Raw genomic sequence first — 12,646 nt, 5'->3', positions numbered from 1 at the left:
ACAGAATGCCGCGCACGCGCCCGGTGGTTGGCATCATCGGCAATGCCGCCCTCCTCAACGAAAGCTATCAGGTCCATGCCGGTGGGACGATGAATTCGGCCGCCGTGGCCGAAGTGTCGAACGCCATACCGCTGCTGATCCCCGCCGATCCGCGCTACGTCACGGTCAATGACCTGCTCGATGTGTGCGACGGATTCCTGTTCACGGGCGGCCGTCCCAACGTCCATCCCGAGGAATACGGCGAAGAAGAAACCCCCGCTCACGGCACCTTCGACCGGGGCCGCGACGCGATCACGCTGCCGCTGATCCGCGCCTGCGTCGAGCGCGGGCAGCCGATTTTCGGCGTCTGCCGCGGTTTTCAGGAGGTCAACGTGGCGATGGGCGGCTCGCTCTATCCCGAGATCCGCGATCTGCCGGGCCGGATGAATCACCGCATGCCCCCCGATGGCACGCTGGAAGAGAAGTTCGCTCTGCGCCACAAGGTCAGCTTCTCTGAGGGCGGGCCGTTCCACCGGCTTCTGGGGTCGACCGAGGTGATGACCAACACGCTGCATGGTCAGGGCATCAAATCGCCCGGCAACCGCGTGGTGATCGACGGCTATGCCCCCGACGGCACGCCCGAGGCGATCTATATCAAGGACGCGCCGGGCTTCACCCTGTCGGTGCAATGGCACCCCGAATACAACGCCGCCGAAGACCCGGTCTCGCGCCCGCTTTTCGCGGCATTCGGCGAAGCCGTGCGCAACTGGGCCAGCGTCACCGCCTGAGGCTGGATAGGGAAACGGGGACCGTGTGGCCCCCGTCTCGTCCCCCCTTGGGCGGCCTTCAGATCGCCGAGGAATGCCCGGTCTTCGCCATGGCGTAGGCGTCGAAGCGTGCGGCGATCATCCGGGCCAGCGGACGCCCGGGCATCGGGATCGACAGCCCGTTCGCATTATGCACCAAGAAGGCGCCGAAATGGTCGGCCACCGGCACGAACAACGCGTCCACCTGCGCGCGGGTCAGGCCGAAATCCGTGACCAACTCGTCGGTCCGCACCCGGAAATCGCACATCAGCGCTTCGATGATCCGCGCCCGAAGCCGGTCGTCGCCGGTAAAGGCATGGCCGCGCGCGGTGGCGAATTCTCCGGCCCGCACCGCCTTGGTCCAGCCCGAGGTCGCCGGGTTCATCTGCGTATAGCCCTGCGGAAAGCGCGAGATCGACGACGCGCCCAGCCCGATCAGCACCTCGGCGGTGTCGTCGGTATAGCCCTGAAAATTGCGCCGCAGCGTGCCCGCTTTCGCGGCCACGGCCAGCCCGTCTTCGGGGCGGGCGAAATGGTCGATGCCGATTTCGTCGTAGCCATCCCACGCGAAGAGTTCGCGCGCGGTGTCGAACAGCGCCAGCCGTTCTTCGGGGCGGGGCAGGGCGTCCGAGGGGATCATCTGCTGGCGCCGCGCCATCCACGGCACATGCGCATAGCCGTAAAGCGCCACCCGGTCGGGCGAAAGCGAAAGCAGTTTCTGCACCGAATCCGCCAGCCGCGCGCGGGTCTGGTTGGGCAGGCCGTACAGGATGTCGGCATTCAGGCTGTGCACGCCGCGCGCGCGGATCATCTCGACCGCGTCGCGGGTGATGTCATAGCTCTGATCGCGGCCGATGATCTGCTGGATCTCGGGATCGAAATCCTGAACCCCGATCGAGGCGCGGTTCATCCCGGCCTCGGCCAGCGCGTCCAGCCGTTCCGCGTCGATCTCATTGGGGTCGATCTCGACCGAGAATTCCGCCCCTTCGCCCATCGGCACCACGTCGAACACCGCGCGGGCCAGATCGCGCATCTGCGCGGCGGGCAGCAGGGTCGGCGTGCCGCCGCCCCAATGCAGCCGCGACAGCGTCACCCCTTCGGGCAGCGTCGCGCGCAAAAGCTGCAGCTCGGATTTCAGCGTTTCGACATAGGCGATGACGGGATCGTCGCTCGATGTGCCCTGCGTGCGGCAGGCGCAGAACCAGCACAACCGGCGGCAGAACGGCACATGCAGGTACAGCGAGATCCGGCTTCCCGGCGCGATGGCGCCAACCCATTGACGAAACAGGGAAGACCCGACAGCGTCCGAGAACTGGGGCGCAGTCGGATAGCTTGTATAACGCGGCACACGCGCGTCAAAGAGCCCCAGTCGGGCGAGTTGCGATTCCTCAGTCATTCGCCTAGTTTGTGCAAACCGCGCCTGAAAGCCTTGACCCAGATCAATCCGATGCAGAAAACCACAGCCGCCCCTGTCAAGTTCACGCATGTGCAATGCGGAAGCTGCCCGATCCGGCATCGCGCGGTCTGTGCCCGCTGCGATACGGATGAGCTCGAACGTCTCGAAGAGACGAAATATTATCGCAGCTTCGAAGCCGGGCAGACCATCGTCTGGTCGGGCGACCGGATGGATTTCGTAGGCTCGGTCGTCTCGGGCATCGCTACGCTGACCCAGACGATGGAAGATGGCCGCCGCCAGATGGTCGGCCTGCTGCTGCCATCCGATTTCGTTGGCCGTCCGGGCCGTGAAACGGCGGCGTATGACGTCGTGGCGACCACCGATCTGGTGATGTGCTGCTTCCGCAAGAAACCGTTCGAGACGATCATGCTCGACACCCCGCATGTCGGCCAGCGGCTGCTGGAGATGACGCTCGACGAACTCGACGCGGCGCGGGAATGGATGCTGTTGCTGGGCCGCAAGACCGCGCGCGAAAAGATCGCCAGCCTGATCGCCATCATCGCCCGCCGCGATGCCTCGCTCAAACTGCAAAGCAGCGAAGGCCGGGTCGTGGTCGATCTGCCCCTGACCCGCGAGGCGATGTCGGAATATCTGGGCCTGACGCTGGAAACCGTCAGCCGCCAGATCAGCGCGCTCAAGCGCGATGGCATTATCGAGATCGAGGGCAAGCGCCATATCACCATCCCCGATTTCGACCTGCTGATCGAAGAGGCGGGCGACGACAGCGATGGCGGTTTCCTGGTCTGACGGGCCGTTGCGCTCGGCCTGAAATCCCTTGTTTTGCAGGCGTTCTTCGCGAAGACGCCGCCGCTGTGCCGCAATCTGGTCACGGTTCGCCCGCAGGCTCCTGCCAAGACGCGTGATTGAGCAGGATTTGCCGCGATGTTTAACTGGGATTCGGATTACGACGATCTGGTCGAAGACCGGTCCGATCTTTTGCGCCGCGAAACTCCGTCGCCGACCAAAGCCGGTATCGCTCCGAACTCATCGCTTCTGGACCGCGCCGCGTCGATGGTTGCGAATTTTCGCGGTTTCGCGGGTAAATGGGCCATGGCTGGCGCCGTGGCGACGATGCTGGGCGCGCTGGGCACCACGGCGGTCTTCGTGCCGCGCGATGGTGGCCCTTCGGTTGCCGCCTTCGCCGACTGGTCGCTGGCCCTTGTCGGGCTGGGCGCCCAGATGCCCGAGGGATTGCTGGCCTATGAGCAGGCGCAGTTCGACAATTTCCGCCGGGGCATCGCAGGCTTTACCGATGCCGAACTGTTCGATTACCTGCGCGCCAATCAGCGCGATCTGGAAGCTGGCAGCCCGACTTCCGATTTCACCCGCGATGCGCTGTTCCTTGCCCACCGCGAGGTCGAGCGCCGCGGCCTGCCGATGCCGGTCGCCAGCCTCGGTGCAGGAACGCCTTCGGCCCTGTCCGATACCCGTTACCGTTAACGCGCTCTGTCAACACAGTTTTTCCTTGTTTCCCCCGCAGCGCCGCCACGCTTGCGGGGGAAACTTTGTGCAGGGCAGGGCCTAGCCCACCCACATGGTACGAGTAGAGGAGGTTTCACCATGAGCAAGACCCGTCGCCAGAAACGCGCCATCCGCCGCAACCGTGAACGCGTCGCCACCTATCTGTACGGGGCCGACCGTGAAGGCGCGATGGACGCCACCTTTTTCGCGAGCGCGGGCGGTGGTGCGCTGGGCTGAGCCTCAGGCCTTCGGCGGTAAGGTCGCCACGAAGGCCCGGGCCATCGAGACCAATTGCCGGCGCCGGTTGTCATCGGCCATCGCCGCATCGTCCAGCGACACGAATCCCTTCATGCGACGACGGCCCATCTCGACCTGCGAGGCGCCGTCGATCCGCAGAGCGGCGCTCATCGCGTCGGGGCCGACCCTGACCATGCCGCCGCCGCGACCGCTGGCCCCGGCCAGCATGTTGCCGTTCTGAAGAAAGAACAGGCCGCCGAACATAGGCTGCTCGGTCACGCCGGGCAGGTCCGCCAGATCAGCGCGCAGACGCGCGGCATGGGTTTCATCATAGGCCATCAGGTCACTTGGAACGGAAACGGGCCGCCCGAAGACGGCCCGCTGCCCGGTTACAGCATGATGCGGTAGAGCGCGAAGCCGCCTTCGCCCTCGCCCGCCGCTTCCATCGTCACGCCGCGCGCGCTGACTTCGTCGACATATTGCGCAGCCCCCGGCCCGGTTTCGAACAGCACGCTGGTGTTCTCCATCGGTGCGAAGTTCCAGTTGCCATCCGCCGCCGGTGCGATCGTGCCATTGGCGACGATGTACCGCACGATGATGTCGCGGTTGGTATCGGGCGCGCGGAACACGATGGTCGAGCCATCGGCGCCGGGGAAATGCCCGCCGCCACCGGCGCGGTAATTGTTGGTGGCAACGATGAACTCGGCCGCGTCATCGATGGGCGCGCCTTCGAACATCAGGTCGGTGATGCGGTGCGCATCCTCGTTCACGACCACGCCGTCATTGTCGTAGCGCGAGGGCTGGCTGAGGTCGATCCGGTAGGTCACACCGTCGATCACGTCGAAATTGTAGGACGGGAAGGACGGGTTCAGCAGCACCTGATCCTGCTCGCCGGGCGTGATCTGATTGAACATCCCCGCCGAACGTTCCAGCCATTCGCGCACCTGCGCGCCGGTGATCCGAACCGCCATCAGCGTGTTGGGATACAGGTAAAGGTCGGCCACGTTCTTGATCGCCACCGGACCCACCGGCACGTCGGTGTAGTATTCCGGACCGCCACGACCGCCCGCCTTGAACGGCGCTGCGGCGGACAGGACCGGCAGGCCTTCGTGCTCGGTGCCCTGCAGGATGTCGGTAACGTACCATTTCTGCGCTTCCGATACGACCTGAACCGAGGGGTCATCGGCCACCAGCGCGAAATAGGAATAGAGCGGCACTTCGGTCTGGCCGACCTCGGCGCGCACATAGTCCAGCGTCGAGGCATGGGCGGCAGCGGTGGCATCGACGATCGGTTCAAAATCGCCGACCAGCGCGGTGACAGACCGGTCTTCGTTGCGTTGCGAAATCGGACGGGTCGAGCTTTCGGCGCTGGCCACGGTCCAGCCGTCGCCCTCGCGCGTCAGCATCAGGTCGATGATACCCAGATGCGAGCCCCAGAACCCGGCCATGACGGCGGGTTTGCCCATCAGCGTGCCCGCCTCGGCGTCGATGCCCTCGCCTTCGTGGTTCGAGCCCGGGAAAACCAGATGCTGGTGGCCGGTGACCACCGCGTCGATGCCATCGACCCCGGCGAGGTAAAGCGAGGCGTTCTCCATCATCGGGTCGAAGCCCTCGGCGATGCCGGAATGTGACAGCGCGACGATGATATCAGCGCCTTCCTCTTTCATCCGGGGAACCCAGGCCTCGGCGGCCTCGACGATGCCGCGCACGTTATAGTTGCCTTCCAGATGCGAGCGGTCCCATTGCATGATCTGCGGCGGCAGGAAGCCGATGATGCCCACCTTGATCGGCGCCTCGTTGCCCGCGCCGTCGGTCAGAACGCGGTCGAGGATCACATAGGGCGGCAGGTGCAGGTCGTCGTCGGTCGGGCTGTCGCCGAGGCTGGCGGCGAAGTTGGCGCTGACGATAGGGAATTCGGCGCCCGCATTGACGCGGTCCATGAACTCGACACCATAGTTGAATTCGTGGTTGCCCAGCGTGCCCGCATCGTAGCCCAGAGCGTTCATCGCGGCGATGATCGGGTGGATATCCCCGTCGCTCATGCCGTGCTCATAGGCCATCCAGTCGCCCATCGGGTTACCTTGGAAATAGTCGCCGTTGTCGACCATCAGCGTGTTGGTCGCCTCGGCGCGGATTTCTTCGACGATCGAGGCGGTGCGCGACAGGCCCACCGTGTCCACCGGGCGGTCGGCGTAGTAATCATAGGCCTGCGCGTGGCAATGCAGGTCGGTGGTGGTCAGGATGCGCAGATGGGCCTGCCCTTCCTGTGCGCGGGCCGAGAACGGATGCAGCACCACAAGGCTGGTTGCAGCGGTTGTCGAGGCTAGGAAGGCGCGGCGCGTGAGACGTTTCATAGGTCTACTCCCTGATGTCGAGTCGCTCTGACGGCGATCCGACCATGGTGAACGTGGCGCGGGGCGCGGGCAACAAATTTGACCGGGGGTTCAATTTGTGACCGGCGAAAGCCCGCTGGCGATGCGCCCTCTTCGCGCCGGTGGGTGACGATGCCGTGACACTGCGCGAAAAAGGAGCATCCGCTGCGCGCCCCGCCTGTCCCTACCCCGCGAGTCGCGTGGCCAGCACCCGGATCAGCGCCCGTGCCTCGGGCGGCGGACACTGTTCGACGCGTCGATAAGCCCGCCCGTCGGGCGAGCGGTGCATCAGCCGCAATCCGATCATGTCGCGCCGCAAAAGCGCGCGGTCGCCGAAGGCGTGCCAGCCATCCAGCGCCGCGTTGATCTGCAACTCGTCCAGCGCCAGACCGGGCTTCAGCCGCGCCCAGAGCGCCCACAGGCACAGGATCTGCAGATTGCGCCGCGCGGGCCAGCGGGCCAGCATCCCGCCGGCGTCGAAGCAGCCCAGAGCACGCTCGACCCGCGCGGCGTCGAAACTCTCGTCCGGGGCGGGGGCGTCCAGCCGGGCGCGTGCGGCATGGGCCGCGCGCAGATGCTGATGATTGCGGAACCCGGCGGCGCGGGCCAGCATGTTTAACAGTTCCAGATGCGTCGGTTTCTCGGCGTCCGGCATCTGCCGGGACAGGGCGCGCGCGAAACGCGACACGTCGGGCGTGGTCAGGGGGATCAGGTCACGCGTCATGGTATCCTCGATCGCCGCTACGGGGTCGGGGCCGCTGACTTGCGACGCGCGGCATCGATGACAGGATGCGATTCGCGTATGACGGGCAGGTTTAGCACCCCTTTCGGGACAGCGACGCCTTGGGAACTGCCGACCGTCGCCAAGGATAGGCCAGCAGACGCCGCGCCGCAATATGGACGCTTTCCGAGCGGAAAGATGCCGGAAGAGGGAACGATTTGAGCCGTCAACGGGCCAAATTGCGAACACAACCACCGCTATCTTAAAGACAACTCGTCCTAATCCCGTGCAGTGGTGTCATGTTCGATTCCAAAGACGCTTTCCGTTCGTTCCGCGCTTCCGAATCCGGTGCCGTTTCCAGCGACTGGACGGTCATCGCCGCGATGGTCTGCAGCATCGGGCTGGCGGGGATATTTACCCTCCGGCAGGGGGTGGGGGATCTGGGCGACGGGATCGACCGCACGCTCAGCATGGCCCATATCGGCGCGGTCAGCCTGACCGGCGCCACGACGGCATACGCGGCCGGCAGCCCGGCGGATGGCGCCGCAACGGTCATGCCGCACGCCACGATGGCGGCAAGCGCGGCCACCGCCCTCGATGTGGGCGAGGGCGCGCATTGGGTCAGCCTTGATACCAGACAGGCCGCCGACCCGGCGGACACCGCGCTTGCGGCGGCTTCGGCGTCAAATTCCGGCGATCTGTCGTCGGTGTCTGCCGAGACGCTGCGCGCGCGCTATGACGGGGCGGTGCATCTTGCGCAACAGCAGCTTCAGGAAGGCAACGTGATCTCGGCCTGCGCGCAGTTCGGCACCGCGAAAACCAGCCATGACGCGCTGACCCAGCGCGGGCTGTTCGTATCGGATCTGGGCGCGGGGCTTAACTTTCTGCAGGCGAATTGCACGACGCTCTAATGTGGCGTTGCGGGCCCGCCCCCGTTCAGGGGCGGGGCCGTGCGCATGACCGGGCGCTCAATGCGCCAGGAAAATCGCGTGTTTCGCGTTCTCCAGCACGTTGCGGGTCGCGCCGCCGAGGATCGCCTCGCGCAGCCGCGAATGGCCATAGGCGCCCATCACCATCAGCGAGGCGTCGATATCCTCCATGTGGCGCATCAGCACGTCCGAGACGCGCGGCATGGTCTTGGCCAGAACCGAGACTTCGGCCCGCACGCCATGACGCGACAGCATCTGCGTGAGCAACCCGCCGGGATCCGACCGCTCGGGGCTGTGGACCGGCGGATCAACCACCACGACATCCACCGCCTCGGCCGCCTGCAATAGCGGCAGCGCGCGGCGCACGGCCGAGAGTGCCTCGTTCGACTGGTTCCACGCGATCATCACGCGCTGGCCGAACGTGTCGGGCAGGCCGCCCTCGGGCATTACCAGAACCGGAGCCTGACCTTCGAACAGGGCGGCTTCGATCACCGCTTCCTGCGAATGCAGCGTGCCGGTGCCATAGGGACGCGCCTGCACCACCAGATCGGAAAAGCGCGACCGCAGCCCTACCAGCGCGGGCAGCCCGCCGAATTGCACCACGGCGGTTTCGGTGCCCCAGCGCAGCGACTGGCCGTCCAGCATGCGCCGGGCCTTGGCTTGCAGGTCCTCGGCTTCGGTCTGTGCCCGCTCGAGCGTTTCCTGCAGCAAGAGCGGCGAGGCCCCCATGTAGAACCCGCCCGCAGGCGTCATATCGACCCCCAGCAGATAGGCGTTCAGATGCGCGTCGCGGGCGGCGGCGATCTGCATAACTCCCGGAAGCGTCGAGGTAAGTTCCTCTTCACTGGCGAGGAAGGTCACGATTGACTCGTAAGCCATTTGGAAATCTCCTTGCGCGTGCGTCATTCGCAGGCATCCTACCCTGCGATGATCCGACGCGCACCGATTGGTCGCATTGATCTCGGTCAATTCATAGCCATGAAGGGCAATTGACCTGAATCAAGGTCTGCCCGTTACGCAGGCGGGATAAGGACGATGGCGCGACAGGCCCCGACTCTGTTCGAGACGGGGGGAAACGCCAAGAATACAACGAAGGGACGCAAAAAAATGTGGGATTACGTCAAGCTGATCGTGCTTGCCGCCGTCGCGGTTCTTGCCGCGATCGCCGCTTCGCACGCGCGTGACATCGCCTACCTTGTCCACATGATGATCTTCATGGGAGCGGCAGTGATCGCTTTCCTGTGGCAGATCCGTCACATGGGCGAGGCGGTTCACAATCAAAACGAATACATGGACGGGGTCGTGCGTTACGGCGTCGTCGCCACCGCTTTCTGGGGCGTCGTGGGCTTTCTGGTCGGCGTCGTCATCGCCTTCCAGCTCGCCTTTCCCGACCTCAACCTCGCGGCGCTGCAGGGTTACGGCAATTTCGGCCGCCTGCGTCCGCTGCACACCTCGGCAGTGATCTTCGCCTTTGGCGGCAACGCACTTCTGGCGACCGCCTTTTACGTCGTGCAGCGCACCACCGCCGCGCGCCTGTTCGGTGGCGGTCTGGCGTGGTTCGTGTTCTGGGGCTATCAGGTCTTCATCCTGATGGCAGCGACCGGCTATGTGCTGGGATCGACCCAGGGCCAGGAATACGCCGAACCCGAATGGCTGACCGACCTGTGGCTGACCATCGTCTGGGTGGCCTTCCTGCTGGTCTATCTGGGCACGCTGATCAAACGCCGCGAGCCGCATATCTACGTCGCCAACTGGTTCTATCTGGCGTTCATCGTGACCATCGCGATGCTGCACCTGGTTAACAACCTGCAGATCCCGGTCTCGCTGTTCGGCTCGGACTCGGTTCCGGTCTGGTCGGGCGTTCAATCGGCCATGGTGCAATGGTGGTACGGCCACAACGCCGTGGGCTTCTTCCTGACCGCGGGCTTCCTGGGCATGATGTACTACTTCATCCCCAAACAAGCCGAACGTCCGGTCTATAGCTACAAGCTGTCGATCATCCACTTCTGGGCGTTGATCTTCCTGTATATCTGGGCCGGTCCGCACCACCTGCACTACACCGCGCTGCCCGACTGGGCGCAGACGCTGGGCATGACCTTCTCGATCATGCTGTGGATGCCGTCGTGGGGTGGCATGATCAACGGTCTGATGACGCTCTCGGGCGCGTGGGACAAGCTGCGCACCGACCCGGTGATCCGGATGATGGTTGTGGCCGTCGGCTTCTACGGCATGGCAACCTTCGAAGGCCCGATGATGTCGATCCGCGCCGTGAACTCGCTGTCGCACTACACGGACTGGACCATCGGTCACGTGCACTCGGGTGCGCTGGGCTGGAACGGCATGATCACCTTTGGCGCGCTTTACTACCTTGTGCCGAAACTGTGGAAGCGTGAGCGGCTCTATTCGCTGTCGCTGGTGAGCTGGCACTTCTGGCTCGCGACCATCGGCATCGTGCTCTACGCCGCTTCGATGTGGGTGACCGGCATCATGGAAGGTCTGATGTGGCGTCAGGTCGACGCGCAGGGCTTCCTTGTGAACTCGTTCGCCGACACCGTGGCTGCGAAATTCCCGATGTATGTGGTCCGGGGGCTCGGCGGAACGATGTTCCTCGTGGGCGCGCTCATCATGTGCTACAACCTGTGGATGACCGTGCGGAAGGTGGGCGAAGCGAAGCCTGCTGCCACCGCTGCGGTTGCCGCTGAATAAGCGGAGGGTGAAACGATGGGTATTCTCGATCACCACAAGAAAATCGAAACGCACGCCACCCTGTTGCTGGTCCTCAGCTTCCTGGTGGTGACGATCGGCGGTCTGGTGCAGATCGTGCCGCTCTTCTACCTCGAGAACACGATCGAGGAAGTCGAAGGCATGCGTCCGTACTCGCCGCTGGAACTGGCGGGGCGCGAAATCTACGTCCGCGAAGGGTGCTATGTCTGTCACAGCCAGATGGTCCGCCCGATGCGCGACGAGGTCGAGCGTTACGGCCATTACTCGCTGGCGGCGGAGTCGATGTACGACCACCCGTTCCAGTGGGGTTCGAAGCGCACGGGGCCCGACCTCGCGCGGCTCGGCGGTCGCTATTCGGATGAATGGCATGTCGCGCACCTGATCAACCCGCGTGACGTGGTGCCGGAATCGGTGATGCCGCCGTATGCGTACCTACTCGATCGTCCGATCACGGGTGAGTACATTCAGGACCTGATGAGCACGTATCGGATGGTCGGCGTTCCGTACACCGACGAGATGATCGAAGCCGCGCCCGAGGATTTCGTGGCTCAGGTGGATCCGTTCGGTGATACCGACGGCCTGCTGGAACGCTACCACTCGGCGCAGGTGCGCAACTTCGATGGCCAGGAAGAGCTGACCGAAATGGACGCGCTGATCTCGTATATGCAGATGATCGGCACGCTCGTGGACTTCAGCACCTTCGAAGCCGAAGCGAGCCGCTAAGGAGATAAGCCATGGAAACCTATACGCTTCTCCGCAGCTTCGCAGATAGCTGGTACCTGCTGTTCATGACCGCGTTCTTCGTGGGGATCGTCGCCTGGGCATGGCGCCCGGGCAGCCGCAAGGTCCAGGAAGACGTCGCGAACAGCATCTTCCGCAACGACGACAGACCGGCTGAGGACGAGGGGCAAGCCCCCTCCCACAGCCTGAGCCAGGGGGCACGCTAATGGCCGCACCTAACAGCAAGCACGATCGCCCCACCACGGGTCACTCCTGGGACGGGATCGAGGAATTCGACAACCCGCTGCCGCGCTGGTGGCTGTGGATCTTCTACGCGACGATCATCTGGTCGGTGGTGTACTGGATCCTGTTCCCGGCATGGCCGCTGATCAACGGCGCCACGGCGGGGGTTCTGGGCTATTCCTCGCGTCAGGATGTCGAAGCCGAGATGGTCGCCGTCGATGACGCCAATGCGGTCTGGTATCAGCGTCTGCTCGATACCAACCTCAACGACATCGCCGAGGATCCCGAGCTTCAGCGCTTCGCGGTGAATGCCGGGGCCGCGATCTTCCGCGCCCAGTGTTCGCAATGCCACGGCGCCGGTGCCGACGGGCTGCGTCCCGGCTCGGGCTTCCCCAACCTGCTTGATGACGAGTGGATGTGGGGCGGCACGACCGAGGACATCGTCCAGACCGTCACCTACGGTATCCGCAACGAGGATTTCCCCGATGCGCGGTATTCGGAAATGCCCTCGTTCGGGCGTGACGGGCTTCTGACCGACGAAGAGATCACGCAGGTCGTCAACCACGTCCTGAACATCTCGGGTCAGGCGCATGACGCGGCACTGGCCGAAGCGGGCGCCGAGGTCTTCGATCTCAACTGCTCGTCGTGCCACGGCGTCGATGGCGGCGGAGACCAGTTCCAGGGCGCGCCCGCGCTCAACAACGCGATCTGGCTCTATGGTGGCTCGGAAGCCGAGATCACCGCCTCGGTGCAGAATGCCCATTTCGGTGTCATGCCCGGCTTTGCCGACCGTCTGAGCGAAGCGCAGATCCGCGCCGTCGCAAGCTACGTCCACCAGCTGGGCGGCGGTCAGTAAGTCCTGCGATCCGGGCCCTTTCGGGGGCCCGGTGGCTGCACCGGGTTCGTTCCTGTTCGCGCGTTTCCCGGAGCCGGTGCAGCCGAAATCTGCGCAAAGGCGCACCCGGTCGTCCCGCCGGTGTGCGCCTTTGCCACATTTA

Annotated in this window: 14 protein-coding genes; 9 read left to right on the top strand and 5 right to left on the bottom strand. The window is 64.6% G+C overall.

Annotated features, from left to right (window positions below; translation table 11 throughout):
• The first annotated feature begins 5 nt into the window (after window positions 1–5).
• Window positions 6–767 (top strand): gamma-glutamyl-gamma-aminobutyrate hydrolase family protein, encoded by a 762-nt coding sequence (locus JI664_RS11810; RefSeq protein ID WP_207013923.1) that lies wholly within the window; start codon window positions 6–8, stop codon window positions 765–767.
• A gap of 58 nt (window positions 768–825) precedes the next feature.
• Here the strand turns inward: JI664_RS11810 and hemN are convergent, their stop codons facing one another.
• Window positions 826–2,181, bottom strand: a complete 1,356-nt coding sequence (gene hemN / locus JI664_RS11805) for an oxygen-independent coproporphyrinogen III oxidase (RefSeq protein ID WP_207013922.1) — start codon at window positions 2,179–2,181, stop codon at window positions 826–828.
• Between the two features lie 51 nt (window positions 2,182–2,232).
• On the opposite strand from hemN, the gene fnrL reads away from it, so the two are divergent.
• From fnrL to JI664_RS11790, 3 genes are all read left to right on the top strand, one after another.
• Window positions 2,233–2,988 carry a transcriptional regulator FnrL gene (gene fnrL, locus JI664_RS11800; RefSeq protein WP_207013921.1) on the top strand — a complete coding sequence of 252 codons (756 nt, stop codon included), beginning with the start codon at window positions 2,233–2,235 and terminating at the stop codon, window positions 2,986–2,988.
• A gap of 135 nt (window positions 2,989–3,123) precedes the next feature.
• Window positions 3,124–3,681: a hypothetical protein gene (locus JI664_RS11795; protein WP_207013920.1), complete on the top strand. Its 558-nt coding sequence runs from the start codon at window positions 3,124–3,126 to the stop codon at window positions 3,679–3,681.
• Between the two features lie 120 nt (window positions 3,682–3,801).
• Window positions 3,802–3,939 (top strand): hypothetical protein, encoded by a 138-nt coding sequence (locus tag JI664_RS11790; RefSeq protein WP_207013919.1) that lies wholly within the window; start codon window positions 3,802–3,804, stop codon window positions 3,937–3,939.
• 3 nt (window positions 3,940–3,942) lie between these two features.
• Here the strand turns inward: JI664_RS11790 and JI664_RS11785 are convergent, their stop codons facing one another.
• The 3 genes from JI664_RS11785 to JI664_RS11775 form a co-directional block, all read right to left on the bottom strand.
• A complete protein-coding gene (locus JI664_RS11785) occupies window positions 3,943–4,278 on the bottom strand; it encodes a TfoX/Sxy family protein (RefSeq protein ID WP_207013918.1) in 336 nt (111 codons plus the stop codon).
• 50 nt (window positions 4,279–4,328) lie between these two features.
• Complete coding sequence (locus tag JI664_RS11780; protein ID WP_207013917.1) at window positions 4,329–6,293, bottom strand: bifunctional 2',3'-cyclic-nucleotide 2'-phosphodiesterase/3'-nucleotidase; 1,965 nt, start codon at window positions 6,291–6,293, stop codon at window positions 4,329–4,331.
• 202 nt (window positions 6,294–6,495) lie between these two features.
• Window positions 6,496–7,035, bottom strand: coding sequence for a DUF2087 domain-containing protein (locus JI664_RS11775; RefSeq protein ID WP_207013916.1), 540 nt, complete (start codon window positions 7,033–7,035; stop codon window positions 6,496–6,498).
• A 296-nt stretch (window positions 7,036–7,331) separates the two neighbouring features.
• Here JI664_RS11775 and JI664_RS11770 point away from each other — a divergent pair, with 296 nt between their 5' ends.
• Window positions 7,332–7,943, top strand: coding sequence for a hypothetical protein (locus tag JI664_RS11770; protein WP_207013915.1), 612 nt, complete (start codon window positions 7,332–7,334; stop codon window positions 7,941–7,943).
• A gap of 57 nt (window positions 7,944–8,000) precedes the next feature.
• Here the strand turns inward: JI664_RS11770 and JI664_RS11765 are convergent, their stop codons facing one another.
• Window positions 8,001–8,840: a universal stress protein gene (locus JI664_RS11765; protein ID WP_207013914.1), complete on the bottom strand. Its 840-nt coding sequence runs from the start codon at window positions 8,838–8,840 to the stop codon at window positions 8,001–8,003.
• A gap of 228 nt (window positions 8,841–9,068) precedes the next feature.
• On the opposite strand from JI664_RS11765, the gene ccoN reads away from it, so the two are divergent.
• The 4 genes from ccoN to ccoP are packed head-to-tail and all read left to right on the top strand — an operon-like array spanning window position 9,069 to window position 12,504.
• Window positions 9,069–10,667, top strand: coding sequence for a cytochrome-c oxidase, cbb3-type subunit I (gene ccoN, locus JI664_RS11760; RefSeq protein ID WP_207013913.1), 1,599 nt, complete (start codon window positions 9,069–9,071; stop codon window positions 10,665–10,667).
• Window positions 10,668–10,682: 15 nt separating this feature from the next.
• Complete coding sequence (ccoO, locus tag JI664_RS11755) at window positions 10,683–11,408, top strand: cytochrome-c oxidase, cbb3-type subunit II (RefSeq protein ID WP_207013912.1); 726 nt, start codon at window positions 10,683–10,685, stop codon at window positions 11,406–11,408.
• 11 nt (window positions 11,409–11,419) lie between these two features.
• On the top strand, window positions 11,420–11,632 hold the full coding sequence (locus JI664_RS11750) for a cbb3-type cytochrome oxidase subunit 3 (RefSeq protein WP_207013911.1): 213 nt from the start codon (window positions 11,420–11,422) through the stop codon (window positions 11,630–11,632).
• Window positions 11,632–12,504, top strand: a complete 873-nt coding sequence (ccoP, locus tag JI664_RS11745) for a cytochrome-c oxidase, cbb3-type subunit III (protein WP_207013910.1) — start codon at window positions 11,632–11,634, stop codon at window positions 12,502–12,504. The genes JI664_RS11750 and ccoP overlap by 1 nt, the downstream gene beginning before the upstream one ends.
• Window positions 12,505–12,646: the final 142 nt, after the last annotated feature.

The sequence above is a fragment of the Rhodobacter sp. NTK016B genome, from assembly GCF_017303295.1.
Taxonomy (GTDB): domain Bacteria; phylum Pseudomonadota; class Alphaproteobacteria; order Rhodobacterales; family Rhodobacteraceae; genus Pararhodobacter.
Note: the sequence above shows the minus strand (reverse complement) of the source record. Positions and strands in the feature narration are given on the sequence as shown.